Genomic DNA, 23,243 nt, shown 5'->3' on the forward strand with positions numbered 1-23,243 from the left:
TCAGCTCCTTTCGTTGGTGACAAGGGATCCCTCGTCGGCGACGAGAGAGGAAGAGAGGAACGACTCCGCGACGATCTCGAAGGAGTCCGTCGACACCGCGAACGCGGCGAACAGGGCGGCGCCGTAAGCGGTGCCCTCGTCGTGGGTCGAGACCGTGAGATCCGGCAGCAGAGCGGAACGGGAACGGACGACGGAGGCCATGGTCGACCACCCGCCGGTGAGCACCGTCGAGGTGGGAGGAGCGACCTCGCGGTCCATGACGGCCATGCATTCGGCGAGCATGTCGTTGCCGTGCCGCAGGCTCGCCGCGAACAGCTCGGCCGGGCTGAGCCCGTCGCTCTGCGCGACGATCTTCAGCACGCCGTCGTCGTTGCGCGCGCCCGAGACCTCGAGGCCGCCGTCGGCGAGGGTGCCGTCGACGGGCAGCGCCATGGCCGCCTCGTCGATGTGCGCCCGGCCCGTGGCATCCGTTATTCCGAGGAGCTGCAGCACGCGCCGCATGAGCAGTCCCGACTTCGTCCCCGCCAGCAGCACGTACTTGCCCGGGATGACGTGGCGGACGCAGTTGATGCCCGCGAGGGCGAGACGCTCGCGTGCCGCGAACGGCAGGGTGTCGTCGAGCACGCGGACGAGCGCCTCGGCCGTTCCCATCGAGTCGTAGAGCTGGCCGGTGTGGGTGGCGCCGACCGCGACGGCCGACACGAGGTGGTCGTGACCTGCCACGGTCAGGGCCGCGCCGCGGAAGCCCGCGGGCATGGCCTCGTCGCTCAGCACACCGACGGCCTCCCCCGCACTCACCCGCGCTCCGAGGATCGTCTCGTCCACGCCGAGCACGTCGAGGGCTGCGCCCCACGGGGTGCTGTCGTCCTGGTCGAGCAGGCCGGTGCGCGAGGCGAGCGAGTACTCCGCCACGCGCGGGCCGCCGAGTGCGTGCACCACGTACTCGGGCACGTTGAGGAAGGTGGTGCCCGACAGCACGATCCCGCTGTCCCGCAGGTGCAGCAGTTTGGCGATGGATGCCAGGGGCCCCACCGGCAGCCCGGTGCGGCCGAGGAACTCGGCGCGGAACGCCGCGGGCGTCGCCATGATCTGCGCCGCCCCCCGGGGGTCGAACCACGCCATCAGCGGCGCGAGCGCCCTGCCCTCGGCATCCAGCAGCACTCCGGCCTCGGCCATGCCCGAGACGGCGAGCGCGACGATGCGGTATCCCGCGTCGAGGCGCACGTCGGCTTCGGCGGCGAGGTCGCGCACGACGGCGATCGCCTCGTCGGCCGTCATCTCCGCCCGGCCGTGGTCGAGGTTGGTCCACGGCGAGCGCCGGCTCACCACGAGCACCTGGCGTCCCTCGGGCGTCGCGACCAGCAGCTTGGTGCTGGTCGAGCCCATGTCGATTCCGACGACGTAGTCGGTCACCGAACGTCACCACCGTTCAGGGTGCCGGGCCAGCCGGCTCCGGGGGCGCCGACGAGGATCTCGGCGCCGCCGGTCAGGCGCCACGCGCCGAAGGCGTGCGGCACGGCGTAGACCTGTCCGCGCTCGACGTCGACGGTCCCGGCGTCCGACACCAGGGCCCCCGCGCCCTCGCGCACCAGGACGACGGCGAAACCCGCGTCGCGCGGAACGGTGTCGCCCGCAGCGTCGAAGAGGCGGAAGTACGGGTCTGCCGCGTCCGGCATGAGCGAGCGGAAGGCGGGGCCCGCCGGTGTCGTGCCGACCGCGCTGATCAGTGCATCGAGCGCGTCGGCATCCAGCTTCTCGGTCGAGACGGCGGGCATCACGGTGTCGAAGCCCAGGTCGAGGTGCGATTCCTCGCGGGTGGACGTCGTGACCGACCACTCCAGCAGGATCGAGAAGTCGGTGGGCTCCTGCACCTCGGCGACGAAGATGCCGCCGTCGATCGCGTGCACCGTTCCGGCGGGCACGAGCACGCCCATACCGGGCCGCACCACGACGTGGTTCATGTGCGCGAGCATCCACTCGCTGTCCTGAGCGTCGCGGCGGCGGTCGAGTTCGTCGCGGTCGACGGCTTGGTTCCAGCCGACGTGCACGGCGCAGTCGTCCTCGGTCTCGAGCACGTACCAGGCCTCGGTCTTGCCGTACGGGCAGCCGAGGTGGGCGCTCGCGAAGCCGCGGTCGGGGTGCACGTGCACGGGGAGGCGCTGGCGCGCGTCGAGGAGTTTGACCAGGATGCCGAGATCCGCGGCATCCCTCCCGCCTCGGGCTCCCACCCACGCGGCGCGGTCGGCCGTGACGAGGTCGCGAAGGAAAGCTCCGTCGTCCGTGACCGCCAGACCGATCTCGTCGGATCCGAAGCGCGACACGGTCGAGCCGAGCCACTCCTCGGGCTGCCGGTCGGTCTCGGGCACGATGCCACGGAGCGCGGCGATGCGGTCGCCGCCGCGGTAGAAGTGCTGCACGGGATTGGGGGGCAGCAGGACGGGCTTCATGACGGGGCTCCGATCGGGGCTGCGGCCGGAACGGCGGCTGCGCCGCCCGGCTCGGCGTGGACGAGGGTGAGCATGCTCGCGACGAGGGCTGCGGCGGGCTCGACGAGGGCGGAGGGGAGCGCGGTCGACGACGGCGCAGCATCGGAGGGCTGCAACGGAATCCGACCGGACTCGACGCCGCGTTCGAATCCATTGCGCGGCTCCGATTCCGCGGGCACCGCACCCGCCGGGGCGACCTCACCCGATCCGCGCGGTACGAGACGCGTCGGCACGACGATGCGGGCGGGCCCCTCGTCGGGCCGTTCGGCGCGCTCCCGCAGCAGACGGAACGCGGCCGTGGCGAGCAGCCGCGGGTCGTGGTCGACGAAGGTGATGCCGGGGTCGAGCACCTCGGCGAGGGTGAAATCGCCGAACGAGATGAGCGCCGGCATCCGCAGTCCCCTCGCCCGGATGGCGCGGACGGTACCGATGGCGGCGAGGCTCGTCGCGCACAGCAGCGCGGTGGGGGCGTCCTCGCGCTCGAGCAGTCGGGAGGCCTCGGCGGCTTCCCCGCGCCCGAAACGTTCGTGGGTGACGACCAGCGTGGGATCGAAGGGCAGACCCGCGGCCGCGAGGGCCGAGCGGTAGCCGGCCAGCCGGTCGCTGACGGTGGGGTAGGGCACGTCCTCGCCCATGAAGGCCACGCGTCGGTGTCCGCGCGCGATCAGCGCGGCGGTGGCCTCGACGGCCGCACCGAAGTCGTCGACGACCACCGTGTCGATGCCGGAACGCACCCGGTCGATGCAGACCACGGGAAAGCGCGTGCGCAACCCCGCCAGGGTCGAGGTCGCGACCGCGACGGGGGCCACGATGAGCCCCGCCAGCCGGTGTCCGGTGAGGCGCTCGAGCTGTGCCCTTTCGCGAGCGGCGTCGTAACCGGTGCTGGCGAAGATGACGCTGAGGCCCTCCGCGACCGCGAGCTCTTCGACGACGCTGACGAAGGCGGCGAAGAACGGGTCGCTGATGGCGTCGATCAGGATGCCGATGGTGTCGGCGTCGCGGCGCTTGAGCTCGCGAGCGCTGCGGTCGGGCACGAAACCGAGCTCGCGCACCGCGCGCAGGACGCGTTCGCGGGTGGGCGGCAGCACCCCCGTCTCGTCGTTGATGACGCGCGACACGGTCTTGGGGCTGACGCCCGCCGCTGTCGCGACGTCGATGAGCCGGGCGCGCGGCCGAAGCGCCGCGGCCTCGCCAGCCGTCTCTCGCTCGTGCGTCATCGCTGCTCCGACATCGTTGTCTTGCGGATCGGGAACCCTCGGGCGGGCTCCGCTGGAGTCAGCATGAGCCCGTGGGACAACGTTGTCAAGTCACGGATCCGTCTCGGATGACATCGATGTCGAGGCCTAGCTCCCACGCCGATCCCGGCCCGAGCTCACGCAGGAGTCCTCCCGCCCGCGCGTCGGCGCGCCCGAGGATCGTCGCCGCCGTCGCCGGCTCCACACCGAGCACGACCGCGCCCTCCTGCGCCACCCGCCACTGGAACATCCCCGGCAGCACCGCGGTGTCGAACGAGATCCGGATGCCGAGCCCCGACCGCGAGATCACCTCGGCCGCGACCGGGCGATCGGCGGGCAGCTCGTGCGCGAACACCTGTTCGGGGTACTGGGCGACCGGCTCGGGGAACTCCTCCCACGAAGCCCATCCCGCCTCGGCCGCCGCGTCGCGGGCACGCACCCGTTCCGCCGGCGAGCGCAGCACGGAGCCCGCATCGACCACCGGCCAGCCGAGGTTGACGTGGTACAGCACCATCGGCTCCACCGCCCGCGAGCCGCGGTTCGTGATCTCGTCGCGCAGTTCGATGCGTCCCGCCCCGAACGGCAGGCGCACGCGCCGCCGAAGTTCGAGATGCGCGCCGAGCACGGTCGCCTCCACGACCGTCGCCTCCACGACCACGGCGTCGTCGCCGACCTCCGCCCGGGTGACGGATGCCGCGAGCCCGCTGTACCGTCCGTGCTGGGGATGCTCCCCCTCGGCGTCGACCGAGGGCGGGCCGAACGACAAGAGTCCGCAGGTGGTGACGAGCCCGCCGCCGAACGAGGCTCCGAATCCTCCGACGCCCGGTCGTGGCCACCCTGTCGGCGACACCCAGGCCAGCGGCACCCCACGGTGACGCACCTGCCCGATGTCGAGCCCGCGATCGGGCAGCAGCTCAACCTCGAGTTCGCCCGCGATCAGCCGCAGACGCCGGGTGCCGGCATCCGGTCCATCGGTGCGCACCGATGCCTCCACGCTCGCCACCTGCGCGAGCGAGCCCGTGCGCCGTCGCACCTCGTCGACCGTCGATCCGTACAGCTCGCCCATGAGCCCCGCCTTCCTCGCCGTTGCGCGGCTCACGCTAGCAGTGATTGACAACGTTGTCTCGTGACCCGCATACTGACCGTCGAGCGCAGAGCAGCGCCTCGACACCGACGTCTCGGAGACCCATACCCCATGTCGAAACCCCGCCTCCACCGCCTTTTCAATGCGAAGTCCGGCCGCGCGCTCGATGTCGCCGTCGACCACGGCGCCTTCCACGAGCACAACTTCCTCACCGGCATCGAAGACATGGCGAAGACCGTCGCGACGCTCGTCGACGCCGGCCCCGACGCCGTCCAGCTCACCCTCGGCCAGGCACCGCTCCTGCAGTCGGTCCCCGGCAAGCAGAAGCCCGGACTGGTCCTGCGCACCGACATCGCCAACGTCTACGGCGACCCGCTCGAATCCCCGCTGCACAGCATCCACGTTCCGGATGCCATCGAGGTCGCCGTCCGCCTCGACGCGGTCGCCGTGTGCGTGAACCTGCTCGACCTGCCCGGCGAACCGCAGGTGCGCGAGCAGTGCATCCGCTCGATCCTCGCCCTGCGCACCGACGCCGAGCGCTACGGGATGCCGCTGATGATCGAGCCGCTGGTCATGCAGACCAAGCCCGGCACCGGCGGCTACGGGGTCGACGGCGACACCGCCAAGATCGTCACCCTCGTCCGCCAGGCACGCGAGCTCGGCGCCGACCTCATCAAGGCCGACCCCACCGACGACATCACCGAGTACCACCGGGTCATCCAGGCGGCGGGCGACACACCCCTCCTCGTCCGCGGCGGAGGCCGTGTCGACGACCGCACGCTCCTCGAGCGCACCCGGGCCGTGCTCGAGCAGGGCGCGCGCGGCATCGTCTACGGCCGCAACGTCATCCAGCACCACGACCCCGCCGGCATCACCGCGGCCCTGATGGCCGTCGTCCACGACGACGCCTCCGTCGACGACGCCCTCGCCCTCATCGGCGGTGCCGCGTGAGCCCGGTCGGAATCCCGGCCTCCCGCAGCCTCGCCGCCACGACCGCCGACGCCCACGCCACGACCCCCGCCACTCGCGAAGGAGACCAGGAATGACCGGCAAGAAGGTCGGAATCGGCATCATCGGGGGCGGTCTCATGGGCCGCGAGATCGCCGCGGCCCTGCGCCGCTGGCCGGCGCTCATCGATCATCCGGCCGAGCCCGAGCTCGTCGCCGTGTGCGACATCAACCCGGCCGCCCTCGAGTTCTTCGAGCGCATCGACACCGTGCAGCTGACCACGACCGATCACCACGAGCTCCTCGCCGACCCGCGCGTCGACGTCGTCTACATCGCGGTGCGCCACGATCTGCACGAGCGTCTGTACGTCGACACCATCCGCGCCGGCAAGGCGCTGCTGGCCGAGAAGCCGTTCGGCATCGACCGCGCCGCCGCCGACGCGGTCGTCGCCGCCATCGACGAGACGGCCGGTTCGTTCGTGCGCGTCTCGAGCGAGATGCCGTTCTTCCCCGGTGCGCAGTGGGCCGTCGACTACGTGAAGTCGGGCGCCCTCGGCCGCATCGTCGAGGCGAAATGCACGTTCCTCCACGCCAGTGACATCGACGTGGACAAGCCGCTCAACTGGAAGCGGCAGAAGCAGTTCTGCGGCGACGCGGGCGTACTCAACGACCTCGGCATGCACACGTGGCACGTGCCGCTGCGCCTGGGGTGGACGCCCGAGAAGGTCGTCGGCATCCTGCAGGACGTCGTCACCGAGCGCCCCGGCCCCGACGGCACCCTGCAGCCGTGCGACACGTGGGACAACGCCGTCATCCACTCGTGGGCCCGCCACGACGACGCGCCCTTCCCGCTGACGACAGAGACCAAGCGCATCGCGCCGGGGCAGAAGAACACGTGGGAGTTCGAGGCCATCGGCATGTCGGGTGGCGTGCGCTTCAGCACCAAGAACCCCAAGGAAGTGCAGGTCTTCGCCTTCATCGACGTGCCCGGGGTCGGCCGCGAACAGAGCTGGCAGAGGATCGACGCCGGCAGTCAGTCGGTGTGGCCGACGGTGACGGGCCCGAACTTCGAGTCGGGATTCTCGGATGCCATCCTGCAGATGTGGGCGGCCTTCCTCGCCGAGTACGTGGGCGAGCTGGGCGAGGGCTTCGGCTGCGTCCGCCCCGAGGAGGCCGCGCTGACGCACCGCCTCTTCGCCGCCGCGATCGCGTCGCACGAGAACGGGACGTTCGTCGCCCCCGAGGTGTGAGCGGACCCGCGGGTGCGTCGCCCTTCCGTCGGCGCACCCGCTCCCCGTGGTGTTCCTGGTTCGGGGCGCGATCCGCCGTTCGGGGCGCACCTCAACCGCCCCAAAGGGCAGAACGCGCCCCGAACCGGGGCTGAGCGCCGCGCCGCGGGGCACGTTTCGCCGCATTTCCTCCGCATCCCGCTCGCCTCCCTATGCTCGGAGGACGCCGCACCCGACGGCATCCGAGGAGACCCATGCGCAAGACCGGCCGGCCCACGATGATCGACGTCGCCGCCGACGCCGGCGTGAGCCTGAAGACCGTCTCCCGCGTCATCAACGGCGAACCCAACGTCGATCCGGGCATGGCCGAGCGGGTCGTCGCCGCCGTGCAGCGCCTCGGCTATCACCGCAACGCCCTCGCCGCGAGCCTCCGCTCCGGCAGCCGCGACACCATCGGTTTCATCGCCGCCGATCTGTCGAACACCTTCTACATGGCCATCGCCGCCGCCGTCTCCACGGTCGCCGCGCGAGAGCGCATGCACCTCGTCATGGCCTCCAGCGAAGAGGATGCCGACATCGAGCGCTCCCTCGCGCTCGATCTGTGCCAGCGCCAGGTGGGGGGTCTCATCGTGGTGCCCACCGCCGACGACCACGCCTACCTGGCCCGCGAGGTCGAGCTGGGCACCCCCGTGGTCTTCCTCGACCGCCCCGGTAGCGGCATCCCGGCCGACGCGATCCTGCTCGACAACCGCGGGGGCGCGCGGGCGGCCGTGGCCGAGATGCTCGCCGCCGGACACCGCCGCATCGCCGTGCTGCTGGACCGCCGCAGTATTTACACGATGTCCCAGCGGTGGGCGGGCGTCGAAGAGGCCTTCGCCGCCGCGGGCCGGACCCCCGATCCGGCGCTGGTGGTCGACGGCCTTCACACCCCGGCCACGGCCCGCGATGCGATGCGACGGCTGCTCGACGGCGATGGCGCCCCCACGGCCGTCTTCTGCGCGAACAACCGCATCACGATCGGAGCCCTCGAGGCGATCCTCCCGCGCGGCGCCGACGTCGCGGTCGCAGGCTTCGACGACTTCGAGCTGTCGCGTCTGCTGCCCCGCCGCATCCGCATCGTCGACTACGACGTCGCCGATCTCGGGTCCCGCGCGGCGGAGACACTGCTGGCCCGTGCCGCCACGCCGGCGACGGGTTCCCACACGCACCTGGTCCCCACGCGTCTGGTCGACCGGGGCGGCATCGGCTGATCGTCCCGGGCGGGTGAGATCCGCCCCAACGCGGGTGATTCGGAGGGGCCGATCCGGCGCCCTCGCTCCGGCGGCACCGGTGAGACGGCAAGACTGAGAGGTCATTCGCCGTCCCCCGAGGTCATCTATGCGCAACCCCGTCCCACCCGGCCACGGGTGGATCCCGATCGCCTACGGCGCGCTCGATGTCAGTGGCTCCGACGACTTCGCCGCCGGCGCCGACGTGCTGGTGCTGCCGACGCGGCCGGGCGAGGCCCTGTGCCTCGTCGGCGAGGGCGCGGCCCTCTGGCGAGGACTCATCGCCTCCGCCCCCGCGGCACCGGCGTCGTTCACGCCCGAAGAGAACGGCATCCTGGCGCACCTGAGCGATCTCGGCCTGGTCACGGTGGCGGCATCGCACCCGGCGCAGATCACCGACCTGCAGCCGCCGACGCTCTCGTCACCGCTGCATGAACTCGTCTACGCCCTCGTCGCCCGTGTGGCGTCGCACCAGGGCATCGCGTGCGTGTTCACCAAGGGCCCGGCCCTGCGCCTGCAGGGGCTGCGCGAACGCGAGCACTCGGGCGATGTCGACCTGTGGTGCGATCCCGCACGCCTCGACGAGTTGGCTGACGCGCTCCTCCCGTGGGGCTGGGACCGCGCGCCCGACCCCTGGCTCGGCACGACGATCCATCACACGGCGACGCTCACTCCCCGGCGATGGGGGTGCGAGATCGATGTCCACCGGCGCTTTCCCGGGCTGGCACTCGACGACGAGCGGGCTTTCGCGCTCGTGCTCCGCGACGCCGTCCCCCTGCGCTTCGGCGGCGTCGACGTGCTCGTCCCCGCTCCCGCCACGCACGCCGTGCTGGCGGCGTTGCACGCGGTCCGTCCCGTGATCGGCGCGGGCCCGCGCACCCCCGCCGTCTCGGCCTCCGCCCGCGCCTTCTTCTCACGCGCCGAGGGCAGCGTCGCGCGGGCGAGGGAACTGGGCGCCGTCCCGGCACTGCGTCACGAGCTCGAGCCTCTCGCCGAACCCGGCAGTCTCGACGCGGATGCCGCGGGCACCCCACGCGATTGGGAGTGGCGCCAGCAGCCCGACCGCGTCCGGGCCTATTGGATGGCGATTCGCGCGGTGTCCTGGCCGGTGCGGGCTCGACTGATCCTGCGGTTCGTGTGGCCGCCCGACGACGTCGCACTGGCGTCCGCCCGCCACGCGGGTCACCCCGCCACGACCCCGCGGCGAGCGCGGTGGATCCGCCTCGGGCGCGGCATCCGCGACTGGGCGCGGCGGCGGCGCTGACCCGCGCACCTCGACCCGCTCTCCCGGGTGACGACTCCGCGCAAGGAGGCGAGGCCGGTGGTGAACACTCGCGGCGAGCCGATGGCGTGCGCCGAAGAACCGGGGAGCGGCGCCACCCGCGGGGATGCGTTCGTGTGCGAACCGCGGTGTCCTTCACCCGCCGCACTCCCGCACGCCACCGCATGATCGCGGTCGCTGCGACGGGCATCGTGGCGCACTCGGAGTCGTGAGCGAGCACCCGGCGCGCTCCTCCGATCGCCGACCCGCGCCCCCACCCGCGCGATGTCGCCTCCCCCCGAGAGGATCCGATGCCCCCGACCGCCCGTCCTCGCCGCCCCCTCTGATGGCGCGCTGCCTGGTCATCGGGGCCAACGGCTTCCTCGGGTCCCGCCTCACCGACGCCCTGGTCGCGTCCGGCCACGAGGTGACCGCATTCGATCGCTTCAGCCGCGGTACGCGCGCCTTCTCGTCCACCGACCTCACCATCGTCCCCGGCGACTTCCTCAGCGTCGCCGACCTCGCCGCCGCCGTCGCCGGCCAGGAGTACGTCTTCCACTTCCTGTCCACGACCACGCCGGCCACCGTCGATGCGGACCCCACCATCGATTTGCGCACGAACGTCCAGCAGAGCGTCGAGCTGCTCGCGCTGTGCGCCCGCGCCGGCATCCGGCGCCTCTTCTACGCCTCCAGCGGCGGGGCGATCTACGGTCCTCAGCCCGGCGCGACGTTCGTCGAAGACACCCCCGCCGCCCCCGTCTCGCCCTACGGCATCGGCAAGCTCACGGTCGAGAGGTACATCGACTACTACGCGGCGACCGCCGGGCTCGCCGCCGTCTCGCTCCGCATCTCGAACCCGTACGGGGCGAACGCGAACCCGTCGAAACGGCAGGGCGTCATCCCGATCACCCTCAACCGCATCCTGCGCGCGGAGCCGATCGTGCAACTGGGCGACGGGTCGATGATCCGCGACTACATCCACGTCGACGATCTCATCCGACGCATCCTGCGGATGGTGGATGCCGAGCCCCGACACCGCGTGTACAACCTCGGCAGCGGTGAGGGCACGTCGGTGGCGGAGGTGCTCGCGACCGTCCGAGACGTCGTGGGCCGCGACTTCCCGGTGCGCACGGCCCCCAAGCCCGCGACCTTCGTCGACCACGTCGTGCTCGACGTCGCCCGCTTCGTCGACGAGTTCGGCGCCGACGACGACCTGTCCCTGACCGAGGGCATCGCCCGTACCTGGATGGAGATGACGACCGCATGATGCGCGTGCTGCACGTGACCGAGGCGATGGGGAGCGGCGTCCTCAGCGTCGTCGACAGCATCTCGCGCCGCCAGGCCGAGGCCGGCGCCGAGGTGCGCGTGCTGTTCCTCCCGCGTCCCGAGACCCCGTCCGACGAGGCGCTGCGCGCGCGCTTCCACCCGGACGTCATCCTGACCCGGCTGTCCACGGGCACGCGGCTCGGCGACCTCCGGGCGCTCCACCGCGCGATGCGCGACGTCGGCGACCTCGACGTGGTGCACGCGCACTCGAGTTTCGCGGGGGCGATCGTCCGGCAGGCGCTCAGCCGGCGACGCGACCCCTCCACGGTCTTCTACTCGCCGCACGGTTTCGCCTTCCTGCGGCTCGACCTGCCCCCCGTGGTCCGCGCCGCGCTCCGCCTGGCCGAGCGACGCCTCGCCCGCCACTCCACGCTCATCCTCACGTCGCCGTCGGAGTTCGCGCTGGCGCAGTCGACCCTCGCTCCCCGGCGCGCGCACCAGCTGCAGACCGGTGTCGCCTCCGACACCGTCGCGCGGCGTCCGCGACGCCCCGACCGTATGCGGCGACCGGTGGTGGGCATGGTGGGCCGAGTCACCTTTCAGAAGGCCCCCTGGCGCTTCGCCGCCGCCGCCCGGGCGCTCGACGACCGCGCCGACTTCGTCTGGGTCGGCGCAGGCGCGCCCGACGACGAGACGAGATGGTTCGCCGACGCTCCGGTGCGCGTGACCGGCTGGGTTTCCCCCCAGGAGCTGGCCGCGTGCATCGACGGGCTCGATGTGCTGCTGTTCCCCTCCCTGTGGGAGGGCATGTCGCTGTCGCTCATCCAGGCGCAGGCGCAGGGCCTGCCCGCCGTGGTCTCCGACGTCGTCGGCAATCGCGACGCGGTCGATGACGGGGTCACCGGGTTCGTCCGCGGCACCGACGAGGGACTCATCGCCGCCACCGCCCTTCTCCTGGACGACGCCGGGCTCCGCGAGCGCATGTCCGCGGCCGCGCTCGACCGGGCACGACGCACGCTCACCGACGACCGGGTCGGCGAGGACTCGCTCGCCCTCTACGCCGCGGGCCTCGCCCCGCGGGAGCGGACGTCGCGATGACCCTCGTCAACGCCCGCTTCCTCACGCAGCACACCACCGGCATCCAGCGCTTCGCCACCGAGATCGCGCGCGAACTCCTCGTGCTCCGCGACGACGTGACCCTGGCCGTTCCGCCGGGCGCGGTCGATACGGCCGGGCTCGACCCCGCCCGCATCGTGCGGGTCGGCCGCACCCGCGGTCACGCGTGGGAGCAGCTCGATCTGCCACTGTTCGCCCGACGCCGTCGCGAGCTCCTGCTCAACCTCGCGAGCACGGGGCCGGCGTGGTACCGCCCGCAGATCTCCACGCACCACGACATCACCTACATCCGGCATCCCGAGAGCTTCGGTCGTCGTTTCCGCGCCGTCTACGGCATCGTCGTGCCGCGCCTGATCGCCCGCAGCGACGGTCTGCTGACGGTGAGCGAGTTCTCTCGCGGCGAGATCGCCGACCACTTCGGTGTCGATCGCGCACGGTTCACGGTGGTCCACAACGGTGCCGACGCCCGCTTCCATCCGGGCGAGGGTGCCTCGGGTCGCCCCTACCTGCTGGCGGTGTCGTCCCTCAACGCGCACAAGAATTTCGCGCGCATGCTCTCGGCGTTCGAGCGCTTCGCCGAGACGCACCCCGACATCGAGCTGCGCGTGGTCGGCAGCCAGACGAACAGCTTCTCGCGGCAGCGCTACGACGGCTCCCACGCCCGGGTGCGCTTCCTCGGTCGCGTCGACGACGACGAGCTGACGGCGCTGTACCGGGGCGCGATCGCCTTCGTCTTCCCCTCCCTCTATGAGGGGTTCGGCATCCCCCCGCTCGAAGCGCAGCAGTGCGGATGTCCGGTGATCGCCGCGCGCGCGGCATCCCTGCCCGAGGTGCTCGCCTCCTCGGCGGTCTACGTCGACCCCCTCGACGAGGCCGATCTCGCCGACGCCATGTCGCGCGTCGTGGACGACCCGACCCTGCGTGCGCACCTCGTCGCCGCGGGCCTGGCCAACGCCGAGCGCTTCTCGTGGCGAGCCTCCGCGCAGCGAGTCTCGGGCGTGATCGACGACGTGCTGACGGCCCGGGCGAGCCTGACCGTTGCCGCGGCCGGTCGCGTCAAGGCCCAGGTCTCACGGCATCCGGGTGCCTAGCGTCGGGGCATGACCTCCGATCGCGACCAGTTCACTTTCGACAACCCCGTCACCCGCTATGCGCGCGTCGAGCCGCCTGTACAGCATCAGCCCGAGCCCGGGGTCCAGGCCGACATGACTCCTGTTCCCGACCTCGGCGAGAAGACGTACCGCGGTCTCGGGCGCCTGGTCGGGCGCAAGGCCCTGGTCACCGGCGGCGACTCGGGCATCGGCGGCGCGGTCGCGATCGCCTTCGCCCGCGAGGGCGCCGACGTGGCGATCGTGCACCTTCCCGACGAACAGCGAGACGCCGACCACGTGCTCGAGCAGATCCGGGATGCCGGACGCACGGGCGTCTCCATCGCACTCGACATCACCGAGGCGGCGGCGTGCCGCGAGCTCGTCGCCCGCGCGGCGGAAGCGCTCGGCGGGCTCGACATCGTCGTCAACAACGCCGGAAAGCAGGTGATGGTGGACAAGGTCGAAGACCTCAGCGACGAGCAGTTCGAGTCGACTTTCCGCACCAACGTCTTCGCACCGTTCTGGATCACGAAGGCGGCGCTCGCGCACCTGCCCGAGGGCGGCACCATCATCAACACCGCGTCGCTCGAGGCGTACGTTCCCGCCCCCGACCGGCTCGACTACGCCGCCACCAAGGCCGCCATCAACAATCTGTCGAAGGGGCTCGCCCAGCAGCTCGCCTCACGCGGCATCCGCGTCAACGTCGTCGCCCCCGGACCCACCTGGTCGGCGTTGCAGGTGAGTCAGGGCGTGTCCGACGATCAGATGGAGCACTTCGACGACGAGAGCACCTATCAGCGTGCGGGGCAGCCGGCCGAGATCGCCCCGGCGTTCGTGTTCCTCGCCTCGGCGGAGTCCAGCTACGTCTCGGGCGAAACACTGAACGTCAACGGCGGCATGGTCACCCCGTAATTCCCTCGCACCGCACGCCTCGGCCCGCCCGCTCGGTTCGGGGCGTTCGCCGTGAACGAGGCGACGGGCGAGTCGGCGCACGTGGCGGGCCAGACGGCGGGTGATCCGACCCACGCGTGCGCCCTGTGCGACGAACGTGCGCGATGACGGGTTCCGGCCGAAGCACATACTGGGCGTTCCGCCGTGCACCGTTCCGTGGCATCCGCGTTCTGGACCGCGGCCACCTCCGGGAGCACCTCATGACCCACACCGCACCATCCGGCGTCGACTACCCCGGTAGGACCCTCGGCATCGTCGGCCTCGTCCTGTCCTTCTTCGTCACGATCGTGGGCTCCATCGTCTCGTTCGTGGCGTGGCGCCGGTCGCGCGCGGCCGGCTACCGCAACACACCGGCCGCGGTCGGGATGAGCATCGGGCTCGTCGCCCTGGCATTCTGGGTGCTCGTCGTCGCGATCCTCACCCCGTACGTGGGAGTCGCCGGCGGCAGCTGAGCCGTCCCGGCCGGCATCGTTCACGGTCTTGCGCATATCGCGTCGATCCGCAACCGACCCTCGTCGGGCAGGCGCGTGCGAAACGGTGAGTGCATGCCCGAAGACACCGCCGAGATCACTGACGAGGCGCCCCCGACCCTTTACTTGCTGCACGCGCTCGGAGCGAGCGCCCGCTCCTTCGACCGCCTCGCCGAGCGTCTCGACGGCCGCGTGCGCGTCGAGGGCATCGACCTCCCCGGCTTCGGTTCGCTCGCAGCGGCATCCGACTCATCGATCGACGCCTCGGTCGACCACGTGATCACGCACCTCGCCCGGCACGCGCGCGGTCGCTGGATCCTCGGCGGGCACAGCATGGGCGGCAAGATCGCGGCATTGGTGGCGTCCCGTGTCCTCCGCGGCCAGGCGCCGTTGGTCGGGCTCGCCGGCATGGTGCTGATGGCGCCGTCGCCCCCGCGTCCCGAGCCGATGGACGAGGAGCGCCGCGAGCGCATGCTGTCCTGGGCCGACGACGGGCCGATCTCGGAGCAGGATGCCGAGACCTTCATCGACCAGAACGTCGCCGAGCCCCTGGAACACGACGCTCACGAGGCCGCCCGCGACGACCTGCGGCGCACCGCCCCCGCCGCGTGGCGGGCATGGCTCGAGACCGGCAGCCGCATCGATGCCTCGGCCGAGGTCGGCACCCTCGATCTCCCCGTCCTCGTCCTGGCCGGTACCGACGACGCCGACCTCGGCGCGGCCGCTCAGCCGGGCCTCCTGGCATCCGTCTATCCGCGTGCCCGTTTCGTCGCCCTCGACGACACCGGTCACCTGATCCCGTCCGAGCGGACCTCCGAGGCCGCGGAGGCCATCGCGCACTTCGTCGACGACGAGGTGCTCCCGGGCCCTGTCATCCCGGCCGATTGGGCGGCGCTCATCGCGGGTGACCGCGTGGATGCCCGCGTGCGCGGCATCCTGAACCTCCGAGCCGTTCCCGACGACCGCGGCTACGCCCCCGCCGTGCTCGACGTCGCGCAGCTCACGCTGCTCCGCGAGATCGCCGACCTCGTCGTTCCGCAGGACGGTCCCCCCATCGATCTCGCTGCACGGGTCGACGCGCAGCTCGCCCGCGGAGAGGGCGACGGGTGGCGCAACGCCGACCTGCCGCCCGACCCCGAGGCCTACCGTGCCGGGCTCGACACCCTTTCCCGCGTCTGGCCGACCGACCCGACCGCGCGCGAGAAGGTGCTCCGCGCCGCGATCGAGGGGACGACGGATGCCGATGGCCCCCTTGATGCGGCCCGGCTGCAGACGTGGCTCGAAGACGCGCGCAACGACCTCGTGCGCCACTGGCTGGCGCACCCGGCGAGCATGGCGCGCGTCGGGTACGACGGCTTCGCCACCGGGAGCAGCCCCCTGCGCGGGTACGTCGAGCTCCGGCTCGGCCGCCGCGAAGACTGGGAGCCCGCCGGTGTCGGCGGCACCGTGACGACAGGAGATGCGGCATGAACCTCGAGCAGATGCGGACATTCGGCACGGAAGAGACCGTCGACGTCGTCGTGATCGGGACGGGCGCGGGAGGTGCGCCCCTCACGTCCGAGCTGGCCAAGAAGGGCTTGAGCGTCGTCGCGATCGAGGCCGGCCGTCACTTCGCGCTCGACGACCTCACCCCCGATGAGACCGAGGCCGTCGAGATCAACTGGATGTCGGAGCGCCTGAGCGGGGGCGAGGACCCCACCGCATTCGGGCCGAACAACAGCGGCCGCGGCGTCGGCGGTTCGATGCTGCACTGGGGCGCGTTCACTCCGCGGCCCGACCGTCGCGACCTCGCTCTTCGCACCGAATCCGGCGTGGGGCGCGATTGGCCCCTCGACCCGGACGAACTGCTGTCGTACGTCGAGCGCGTCGAGGGCGATATCGGCGTCTCGGGTCCCACCCCCTACCCGTGGGACCCGTCCCGGAAGTACGCGTACGCCCCGGCGAAGCGCAACGCGCCGGCGAACCTCGTCGCGAAAGGCTGCGACGCTCTCGGAGTCCGCTGGGCCGACGCCCCCGCCGCCGTCCTCACCCGTGCCCGGCTGCAGGACCACCACGGAGAGCGCGGCGCATGCGTGAACTGCGGCGAGTGCCACCAGGGATGCCGCGTGGACGCCAAGGCCTCGACGGCGAACACCTACCTTCCCGCGGCCGTCGCCGCCGGCGCCGAGATCCGCGCCGAGGCGATGGTGCACGCGATCGAGCTCGACGCCCGCGGGCATGTCTCCGCGGTCGTGTACCGCCAGGGCGGTGTCGATGTGCGACAGCGTTGCCGGTCGCTCGTGCTCGCCGGCGGCGGGGTCGAGACACCGCGCCTGCTGCTGCACACGGGCCTCGCCAACGACAACGGCCACGTGGGGCGCAACTTCCTTGCGCACGGTGCGACGCAGGTGTGGGGCCGCTTCGACGAACCCGTGCGCGGGCATCGCGGCTATCCGTCGTCGCTCATCAGCGAGGACATGATGCGCCCGGCCGACGCCGACTTCGCCGGTGGCTATCTCGTTCAGAGCCTCGGCGTCATGCCGCTCACCTTCGCGACGACGCTCGTGCGCGGCGGGGGGCTGTGGGGCCCCGATCTGATGCAGCGGCTCGACCAGTCGCGGTTCATGGCGGGCATCGGCATCAACGGCGAGTGTCTCCCGTCCGACGACAACCGGTTGACCCTCGTCGACGAGGCCGACGAGTTCGGCATCCCCCGTGCCCGGGTGACCTTCACGGCGGGGTCGAATGAGAAGGCGATGGACTCCCACGCGACGGCGTTCATGCTGCGGGTGATGGAGGCGGCGGGCGCCCGCGAGACGATGGTGCTGGCCCGCACCGCCCACACGATCGGCACGTGTCGCATGTCGGCCGACCCGTCAGACGGTGTCGTGGATGCGGACGGGCGCTCGCACGAGATCCCCAACCTGTGGATCTGCGACAACTCGGTCTTCCCCTCCGCGATCGCTGCCAACCCTGCGCTGACGATCATGGCTCTCTCGCTGCGCACCGCCGACCGGTTCCTGTCCTCTGCCGCCTGACCCGGCGCAGCCGCTCCGTCCGGCGGCGGGCCCGGCGCGGTGGGGCGGCTGCGCCGGGTCACCCGCGTCGCGAGACGACACGATCCGCGCGAGATCGCAGGTGGCCGCGCCTCCCCAGGGTGTGATGTCGCGCGGATCGTGTGCCCTCGCTGCGCGATGAGCGAATGCCGCGCCCACACCGGCGCTGCGCACACGGGAGAATGGATGCCATGAAGCTCGAGCACCTCGTCCGGTTCGCGGCCCTCGCCGAGGAGCTGCACTTCCCCCGCGCGGCTGAGAAGCTCCGCATTCCGCTGGCATCCCTGTACACGACGATCGACAAGCTCGAAGAAGAGGTGGGGCAGCCCCTCATCTCGCGCACCCCGCCGACGCAGCTCACGCCCGCGGGCCGCCTGCTGCTCGAAGAGGCGCACCACCGCATCGCCGACGCCCCGCCGCCCGCCGCGAAACAGCAGGCACCCGGGGGTGGCAAGGCCAAGGCGTCGAAGGGCAAGGGCCGCGCCCCGATCGTCAAGGGACAGCCGAAGCCGTACAAGAAGCGTCAGGGCCGCTGAGCTCAGCCCCACCCATCGAGAAACGCTTCTCGCGGCGGGAAACGCCTCGTCATCGCGTTTCGCCGTGCGAACGGCGTTTCTCGACGGCTCTTACAGCTCGCTGACCGCGCCGGCCTCGACGCGCCACCGCCGATCGGTCTGCACGGCCGCGAGCATGCGCCGGTCGTGCGTCACGAGCAGCAGCGTGCCCGTGTACGACTCCAGCGCCTGCTCGAGCTGCTCGATCGCGGGAAGGTCGAGGTGGTTGGTCGGCTCGTCGAGCACGAGCACGTTCACCCCGCGCGCCTGCAGGAGCGCGAGACCCGCGCGCGTGCGCTCCCCCGGCGACAGCGCGTCGACGGGACGCGTGACGTGGTCGGCCTTGAGCCCGAACTTCGCCAGCAGCGTCCGCACCTCACCGGCGGTGAGCTCGGGCACGAAACCCTCGAATGTCTCGGCGAGTGGTCGCTCGCCCACCAGAAGCGACCGGGCCTGGTCGATCTCGCCGATCTCGACGCTCGCCCCGATGCTCGCCGTTCCCTCGTCCGGCGTCTGGCGGCCCAGGATGCCACGCAGCAGCGTCGACTTGCCGGCACCGTTCGGACCGGTGATGCCGATCCGCTCCCCGGCGTTCACCTGCAACGAGACCGGTCCGAGCGTGAAGTCGCCCTGACGGAAGACGGCGCCCGACAACGTCGACACCACCGAGCTCGACCGCGGAGCCGAACCGATGGTGAACTCGAGCTGCCATTCCTTGCGCGGTTCCTCGACCTCGTCCAGGCGGGCGATGCGGCTCTCCATCTGCCGAACCTTCTGCGCCTGCTTCTCGCTCGACTCCACAGACGCCTTGCGACGGATCTTGTCGTTGTCGGGTGCCTTCTTCATCGCGTTGCGCACACCCTGACTCGACCACTCCCGCTGCGTGCGGGCGCGTGAAACGAGGTCGGCCTTGGTCTCGGCGAACTCCTCGTACTTCTCACGGGCCTGGCGGCGCAGCGTTGCGCGCTCCTCGAGGTAGGCGTCGTAGCCTCCGCCGTACACGCGGTGGGCGTTCTGCGCGAGGTCGAGCTCGAGCACGCGGGTGACCGATCGGGCGAGGAACTCGCGATCGTGGCTCACAAGGACGACGCCACCCCTCAGGCCCCTCACGAACGTCTCCAGTCGCTCCAGGCCGTCGAGGTCGAGGTCGTTCGTCGGCTCGTCGAGCAGCGCGATGTCGAAACGCGACAGCAGCAGCGCCGCGAGGCCCACTCGGGCGGCCTGTCCGCCCGACAGGCCCGTCATGAACGCGTCCGGCCCCACGTCGAGACCGAGATCGGCGAGCACCTGCGGCATCCGCTCATCGAGGTCCGCCGCTCCGCTCGCGAGCCACCGCTCGAGGGCCGTTGCGTAAGCGTCGTCGGCCCCCACGGCGTCGGGATCGCCGAGGGCCACCGCGGTGGCATTCATCTCGCGCGTCGCCTCGGCAGCACCGGTGCGCCGCGCGATGTACGCGGCGACGGTCTCGCCCTCGACGCGCTCGTGCTCCTGCGGCAGCCAGCCGACGAATGCGTCCGACGGCGCGAGGGTGATCGATCCGCCCTGCGGTTCGTCGACGCCGGCGAGCAGGCGGAGCAGCGTCGATTTGCCCGCGCCGTTCGCGCCGACGACGCCGATCACATCCCCCGGTGCGACCGTCAGGTCGACGCCCTCGAACAGCGTGCGGTGTCCGTATCCGCCGGCGAGGTTCTGGGCGACGAGCGTGGCGGTCATGCCCCTAGTCTTCCAGCCCCGGATGCCATCTCCCGCGCGCTGCCGCGGGAGTCCGGGCACCTGCACGGCCCCTGAGCCCGTGGCAGGTCCCAGAACCAGAAGCGGGGCATGAGACCGCCTCCAGCCACCGACCCCGCCCGGATCACCGACCCTGCCCCAGCCACCGACCCCGCCCGGATCACCGACCCTGCCCCAGCCACCGGCCCTGCGCGGGCAACCGACCCTGCGCAGGTCACCGACCCTGTCGAAAGGACCGCCCCACCTCACAGCACGAACCCCCCGCTCACCGCGCCCGCGGGTGCGCCGTCGCATAGACGTCGCGGAGCGCGTCGACGGTGACGTGCGTGTAGATCTGCGTCGTCGCGACCGAGGCGTGCCCGAGAAGTTCCTGCACGACGCGCACATCGGCGCCGCCCTGCAGCAGGTGGGTGGCGAAGGAGTGTCGCAGCGTGTGCGGCGACACGTGCGAGGTGAGACCCGCACGCTCCGCCGCGGCCTGGATGACGAGCCATGCGCTCTGTCGCGACAGCGGCGCTCCCCGCACGCCGAGGAACAGCCGGGGCGTTGCGCGCCCCTTCGCGGCCAGGGCCGGTCGCACCCGCGCCAGGTAGGCCTCGACGGCCGCGCGCGCGTACGAGCCGACGGGAACGATGCGTTCCTTGTCGCCCTTGCCCCTTACCCGCAACAGGTCGCCGTGCGCGGTGTCGTCGACGTCGAGCTGGACGATCTCGGACACCCGGGCGCCGGTCGCGTACAGCAGCTCGAGCAGAGCGCGATCGCGGACGGCCGACGGCTCCGCCGCCGAGGCGTCGGCCGACCCGGGCGCCGGACCCGCGGCATCCAGCAGGTCGTCGACCTGGGCGATGGTCAGGGCTTTCGGCAGGCGACGGGGGGCCTTGGGCGGGCGCAGACGACCGCTCGGGTCGGCCTCGACGCGCCCCTCGCGGACGAGGAAGCGATGCAGGCCCCGCACCGACGACTGCAGCCGCGCGAGCGACGAAGATGCCGGCGCCGGGACCGCCGACGCCCGCTCGGCCGCGAAATCGGCGACCAGCTCCGGCGTGACGGCTTCCACCTCGGTCACGCCCCGCGCGCCCAGCCATTCTCCGTACACCGCCAGGTCGCGGCGATACGCAGCGACGGTGTGATCCGAGAGACCGCGCTCCAGCGCGACGTGCCGGAGATACGTCTCGACCGCGCGCTCGAGCTTCACGTCAGTGAGTGGCGGCCTCGCGGCGCAGCACCTCGGCCGCGGCGAGCACGCCGGTCGCGAGGATGCCATTACGCAGCCGCCCCGCCAGCACACCGTCGACCACATCCGCCAGGAGCACCCGCTCGACACGCATGTCTGACTCCTCGTGCTCGCGTTCGTAGTCGGTCTCGACCGTCCGCAGCCCGCGAGCGAGGAAGACGTGCACGATCTCGTCGTTGCCCCCGGGCGTCGTGTGCATCGAGATCAGGTGCTGCCAGCGGTCGGCCTCGAGGTCGACCTCCTCGGTGAGCTCGCGCTTCGCTGTCTCCAGCGGCGGCTCGCCCGTCACGTCGAGGAGCCCCGCTGGGATCTCCCAGTCGCGCTCTTTGATGGGGTGGCGGTACTGCTGGATGAGCACGACGCGCTCGTCGTCGTCGATGGCCACGACGGCCGCTGCCCCCGGGTGGTCGACGTATTGCCGCGTCATCTCACCGTCGCCGTAGCGCACGGTGTCGCTGCGGACATCCCACACCGCACCCTCGTAGACAAGGTCGCTTGAGACGACCTCGAGGTTGACGCGTTCGTCGCGCAGCTCCTCCATGTCAGTCCTCCTCGTCGTCGAACAGCTCGCTCGAGCGGTGACGTTCGAGAGCTGCGGCCACGAGTCCACGGAACAGGGGGTGCGGCTCGGTCGGGCGCGAGCGCAGCTCGGGGTGCGCCTGGGTGGCGATGTAGTACGGGTGCACGTCGCGAGGAAGCTCGACGAACTCGACGAGATCGAGGTCGGGGTTCAGCCCCGAGAAGACCAGGCCCGCGTCGCTGAGCTGCCGGCGGTAGGCGTTGTTCACCTCGTAGCGGTGGCGGTGGCGCTCCGAGATGCGGTTCGCGCCGTAGACCTCGGCGGCGAGGGAGCCGTCGGAGAGGTCGGCCGGGTACAGCCCCAGGCGCATCGTTCCGCCGAGATCGCCGCTCTCGATGATGTCGACCTGCTCAGCCATCGTCGCCACGACAGGGTGCGCGGTGTCGGGGTCGAACTCGCTCGACGAGGCGCCCTCGAGACCCGCGACCGTCCGGGCGTACTCGATGACCATGCACTGCAGGCCGAGGCAGATCCCGAGCGTGGGGATACCCTGCTCGCGCGCGAATCGCAGCGCCCCGAGCTTGCCTTCGATGCCGCGGATGCCGAAGCCTCCGGGCACGATGATGCCGTCGACCGCGCCCAGCGCTTTGGCCGCACCCTCGGGCGTCTCGCACAGATCGGAGGGGATCCAGGTGATCTTCACCTGGGTCTCTTGACCGAACCCACCGGCCTTGATCGCCTCGGTGACCGAGAGGTAGGCGTCGGGTAGGTCGATGTACTTGCCGACGAGGCCGATGGTGACCTCGTGCTTCGGGTTGTGAACGGCCTGCAGCACGCGCTGCCAGCGCGACCAGTCGACGTCAGCCGCCATATCGAGATCGAGCGCGTCGACGATATGGGCGTCGAGACCCTGGTCGTTCAGCATCGATGGGATGTCGTAGATGCTCGGAACGTCGACCGCGTTGACCACGGCGTCTTCGTCGACGTCGCACATGAGCGCGATCTTTCGCTTGTTCGACTCGGTGACGGGCCGATCGCTGCGCAGCACGAGCGCGTCGGGCTGGATGCCGATCGAGCGCAGAGTCGCGACGGAGTGCTGCGTCGGCTTCGTCTTCTGCTCGCCCGAGGCGCCCATGAACGGCACGAGCGATACGTGCACGAAGAAGACGTTCTTTCGACCGAGCTCGTGGCGGATCTGGCGCGCCGACTCGATGAAGGGCTGCGACTCGATGTCGCCGACCGTGCCGCCGATCTCCGTGATGATGACGTCGGGCTGAGGGCTCTCGGTGGCCTGCAGACGCATGCGGCGCTTGATCTCGTCGGTGATGTGCGGGATGACCTGCACGGTGTCGCCCAGGTACTCGCCCCGACGCTCGCGCGCGATGACCTGCGAGTAGATCTGGCCCGTGGTGACGTTGGCTGCCTGGCTGAGCTCGATGTCGAGGAAGCGTTCGTAGTGTCCGATATCGAGGTCGGTCTCAGCGCCGTCGTCGGTCACGAAGACCTCGCCGTGCTGGAACGGGTTCATCGTGCCCGGATCGACGTTGAGATAGGGATCGAGCTTCTGCATCACGACGCGCAGCCCGCGCGCCGTGAGAAGGTTGCCGAGGCTTGCCGCCGTCAGGCCTTTTCCGAGGGAGGAGACCACTCCTCCGGTCACGAAGATGTGCTTCGTCGTGAAGGTTTTGCCGTCTGAATGTCCCGCGTCCGAAGTCTGCATCACGGGCTTCGATCCTATCAGTCGCGTCGGTGAGTCGTCTCGCAG

20 protein-coding genes are annotated in these 23,243 nt (G+C 71.4%); 12 read left to right on the forward strand and 8 right to left on the reverse strand.

Going from position 1 to position 23,243, the window contains the following annotated elements:
* From FHS07_RS15365 to FHS07_RS15380, 4 genes are all read right to left on the reverse strand, one after another.
* A complete protein-coding gene (locus FHS07_RS15365; protein ID WP_221189513.1) occupies nt 1–1,413 on the reverse strand; it encodes an FGGY family carbohydrate kinase in 1,413 nt (470 codons plus the stop codon).
* Nucleotides 1,410–2,447: a class I mannose-6-phosphate isomerase gene (locus tag FHS07_RS15370; protein WP_183420750.1), complete on the reverse strand. Its 1,038-nt coding sequence runs from the start codon at nt 2,445–2,447 to the stop codon at nt 1,410–1,412. Before FHS07_RS15370 ends, FHS07_RS15365 begins: the two co-directional genes overlap by 4 nt.
* On the reverse strand, nt 2,444–3,703 hold the full coding sequence (locus tag FHS07_RS15375) for a LacI family DNA-binding transcriptional regulator (protein ID WP_183420751.1): 1,260 nt from the start codon (nt 3,701–3,703) through the stop codon (nt 2,444–2,446). The genes FHS07_RS15370 and FHS07_RS15375 overlap by 4 nt, the downstream gene beginning before the upstream one ends.
* 85 nt (nt 3,704–3,788) lie before the next feature.
* Nucleotides 3,789–4,820 (reverse strand): DUF4432 family protein, encoded by a 1,032-nt coding sequence (locus tag FHS07_RS15380; protein ID WP_183420752.1) that lies wholly within the window; start codon nt 4,818–4,820, stop codon nt 3,789–3,791.
* 96 nt (nt 4,821–4,916) lie between these two features.
* Between FHS07_RS15380 and FHS07_RS15385 the strand changes: the two genes are divergently transcribed.
* From FHS07_RS15385 to FHS07_RS15440, 12 genes are all read left to right on the forward strand, one after another.
* Nucleotides 4,917–5,756 (forward strand): class I fructose-bisphosphate aldolase, encoded by an 840-nt coding sequence (locus FHS07_RS15385; RefSeq protein ID WP_055960316.1) that lies wholly within the window; start codon nt 4,917–4,919, stop codon nt 5,754–5,756.
* A gap of 91 nt (nt 5,757–5,847) precedes the next feature.
* Nucleotides 5,848–7,002, forward strand: a complete 1,155-nt coding sequence (locus FHS07_RS15390; protein ID WP_183420753.1) for a Gfo/Idh/MocA family protein — start codon at nt 5,848–5,850, stop codon at nt 7,000–7,002.
* Nucleotides 7,003–7,235: 233 nt separating this feature from the next.
* Nucleotides 7,236–8,231, forward strand: a complete 996-nt coding sequence (locus tag FHS07_RS15395; RefSeq protein WP_183420754.1) for a LacI family DNA-binding transcriptional regulator — start codon at nt 7,236–7,238, stop codon at nt 8,229–8,231.
* Between the two features lie 127 nt (nt 8,232–8,358).
* Nucleotides 8,359–9,513 (forward strand): nucleotidyltransferase family protein, encoded by a 1,155-nt coding sequence (locus tag FHS07_RS15400; RefSeq protein WP_183420755.1) that lies wholly within the window; start codon nt 8,359–8,361, stop codon nt 9,511–9,513.
* Between the two features lie 343 nt (nt 9,514–9,856).
* On the forward strand, nt 9,857–10,777 hold the full coding sequence (locus FHS07_RS15405; protein ID WP_183420756.1) for an NAD-dependent epimerase/dehydratase family protein: 921 nt from the start codon (nt 9,857–9,859) through the stop codon (nt 10,775–10,777).
* On the forward strand, nt 10,774–11,874 hold the full coding sequence (locus tag FHS07_RS15410) for a glycosyltransferase (RefSeq protein WP_183420757.1): 1,101 nt from the start codon (nt 10,774–10,776) through the stop codon (nt 11,872–11,874). Before FHS07_RS15405 ends, FHS07_RS15410 begins: the two co-directional genes overlap by 4 nt.
* Entirely contained in the window at nt 11,871–12,983 is a 1,113-nt protein-coding gene (locus FHS07_RS15415; RefSeq protein ID WP_183420758.1) for a glycosyltransferase family 4 protein, read from the forward strand. The genes FHS07_RS15410 and FHS07_RS15415 overlap by 4 nt, the downstream gene beginning before the upstream one ends.
* Before the next feature lie 9 nt (nt 12,984–12,992).
* Nucleotides 12,993–13,895: an SDR family oxidoreductase gene (locus FHS07_RS15420; protein WP_183420759.1), complete on the forward strand. Its 903-nt coding sequence runs from the start codon at nt 12,993–12,995 to the stop codon at nt 13,893–13,895.
* Nucleotides 13,896–14,134: 239 nt separating this feature from the next.
* Nucleotides 14,135–14,386: a hypothetical protein gene (locus tag FHS07_RS15425; protein WP_183420760.1), complete on the forward strand. Its 252-nt coding sequence runs from the start codon at nt 14,135–14,137 to the stop codon at nt 14,384–14,386.
* A 93-nt stretch (nt 14,387–14,479) separates the two neighbouring features.
* On the forward strand, nt 14,480–15,874 hold the full coding sequence (locus tag FHS07_RS15430) for an alpha/beta fold hydrolase (protein ID WP_183420761.1): 1,395 nt from the start codon (nt 14,480–14,482) through the stop codon (nt 15,872–15,874).
* Entirely contained in the window at nt 15,871–17,421 is a 1,551-nt protein-coding gene (locus tag FHS07_RS15435; RefSeq protein ID WP_221189514.1) for a GMC family oxidoreductase, read from the forward strand. The genes FHS07_RS15430 and FHS07_RS15435 overlap by 4 nt, the downstream gene beginning before the upstream one ends.
* Nucleotides 17,422–17,630: 209 nt before the next feature.
* On the forward strand, nt 17,631–17,975 hold the full coding sequence (locus FHS07_RS15440; protein WP_183420762.1) for a helix-turn-helix domain-containing protein: 345 nt from the start codon (nt 17,631–17,633) through the stop codon (nt 17,973–17,975).
* Nucleotides 17,976–18,065: 90 nt separating this feature from the next.
* Here FHS07_RS15440 and FHS07_RS15445 read toward each other — a convergent pair whose 3' ends face one another.
* The 4 genes from FHS07_RS15445 to pyrG all read right to left on the reverse strand — a co-directional run bounded on the left by FHS07_RS15445 (nt 18,066) and on the right by pyrG (nt 23,198).
* Entirely contained in the window at nt 18,066–19,706 is a 1,641-nt protein-coding gene (locus FHS07_RS15445) for an ABC-F family ATP-binding cassette domain-containing protein (RefSeq protein ID WP_183420763.1), read from the reverse strand.
* Nucleotides 19,707–19,989: 283 nt separating this feature from the next.
* Nucleotides 19,990–20,919 carry a site-specific tyrosine recombinase XerD gene (gene xerD, locus FHS07_RS15450; protein ID WP_183420764.1) on the reverse strand — a complete coding sequence of 310 codons (930 nt, stop codon included), beginning with the start codon at nt 20,917–20,919 and terminating at the stop codon, nt 19,990–19,992.
* Nucleotide 20,920: 1 nt separating this feature from the next.
* The gene (locus FHS07_RS15455) at nt 20,921–21,499 is read right to left on the reverse strand and encodes an NUDIX domain-containing protein (RefSeq protein WP_183420765.1); all 579 of its coding nucleotides are present in this window, start codon (nt 21,497–21,499) and stop codon (nt 20,921–20,923) included.
* Nucleotide 21,500: 1 nt separating this feature from the next.
* The gene (gene pyrG / locus FHS07_RS15460) at nt 21,501–23,198 is read right to left on the reverse strand and encodes a CTP synthase (protein ID WP_183420820.1); all 1,698 of its coding nucleotides are present in this window, start codon (nt 23,196–23,198) and stop codon (nt 21,501–21,503) included.
* Nucleotides 23,199–23,243 lie beyond the last annotated feature (45 nt).

The sequence above is a fragment of the Microbacterium proteolyticum genome (assembly GCF_014192415.1).
Taxonomy (GTDB): Bacteria; Actinomycetota; Actinomycetes; order Actinomycetales; family Microbacteriaceae; genus Microbacterium; species Microbacterium proteolyticum.

Bases quoted from the DNA above. Each gene is read 5' to 3' on its own strand.
- FHS07_RS15410 (WP_183420757.1), top strand. From the start codon at position 10,774: ATGATGCGCGTGCTGCACGTGACCGAGGCGATGGGGAGCGGCGTCCTC.
- FHS07_RS15435 (WP_221189514.1), top strand. From the start codon at position 15,871: ATGAACCTCGAGCAGATGCGGACATTCGGCACGGAAGAGACCGTCGAC.
- FHS07_RS15405 (WP_183420756.1), top strand. From the start codon at position 9,857: ATGGCGCGCTGCCTGGTCATCGGGGCCAACGGCTTCCTCGGGTCCCGC.
- FHS07_RS15445 (WP_183420763.1), bottom strand. From the start codon at position 19,706: ATGACCGCCACGCTCGTCGCCCAGAACCTCGCCGGCGGATACGGACAC.
- FHS07_RS15430 (WP_183420761.1), top strand. From the start codon at position 14,480: ATGCCCGAAGACACCGCCGAGATCACTGACGAGGCGCCCCCGACCCTT.
- FHS07_RS15420 (WP_183420759.1), top strand. From the start codon at position 12,993: ATGACCTCCGATCGCGACCAGTTCACTTTCGACAACCCCGTCACCCGC.
- FHS07_RS15390 (WP_183420753.1), top strand. From the start codon at position 5,848: ATGACCGGCAAGAAGGTCGGAATCGGCATCATCGGGGGCGGTCTCATG.
- FHS07_RS15385 (WP_055960316.1), top strand. From the start codon at position 4,917: ATGTCGAAACCCCGCCTCCACCGCCTTTTCAATGCGAAGTCCGGCCGC.
- FHS07_RS15395 (WP_183420754.1), top strand. From the start codon at position 7,236: ATGCGCAAGACCGGCCGGCCCACGATGATCGACGTCGCCGCCGACGCC.
- FHS07_RS15440 (WP_183420762.1), top strand. From the start codon at position 17,631: ATGAAGCTCGAGCACCTCGTCCGGTTCGCGGCCCTCGCCGAGGAGCTG.
- FHS07_RS15425 (WP_183420760.1), top strand. From the start codon at position 14,135: ATGACCCACACCGCACCATCCGGCGTCGACTACCCCGGTAGGACCCTC.
- FHS07_RS15400 (WP_183420755.1), top strand. From the start codon at position 8,359: ATGCGCAACCCCGTCCCACCCGGCCACGGGTGGATCCCGATCGCCTAC.
- FHS07_RS15370 (WP_183420750.1), bottom strand. From the start codon at position 2,447: ATGAAGCCCGTCCTGCTGCCCCCCAATCCCGTGCAGCACTTCTACCGC.
- pyrG (WP_183420820.1), bottom strand. From the start codon at position 23,198: ATGCAGACTTCGGACGCGGGACATTCAGACGGCAAAACCTTCACGACG.
- FHS07_RS15415 (WP_183420758.1), top strand. From the start codon at position 11,871: ATGACCCTCGTCAACGCCCGCTTCCTCACGCAGCACACCACCGGCATC.
- FHS07_RS15375 (WP_183420751.1), bottom strand. From the start codon at position 3,703: ATGACGCACGAGCGAGAGACGGCTGGCGAGGCCGCGGCGCTTCGGCCG.
- FHS07_RS15455 (WP_183420765.1), bottom strand. From the start codon at position 21,499: ATGGAGGAGCTGCGCGACGAACGCGTCAACCTCGAGGTCGTCTCAAGC.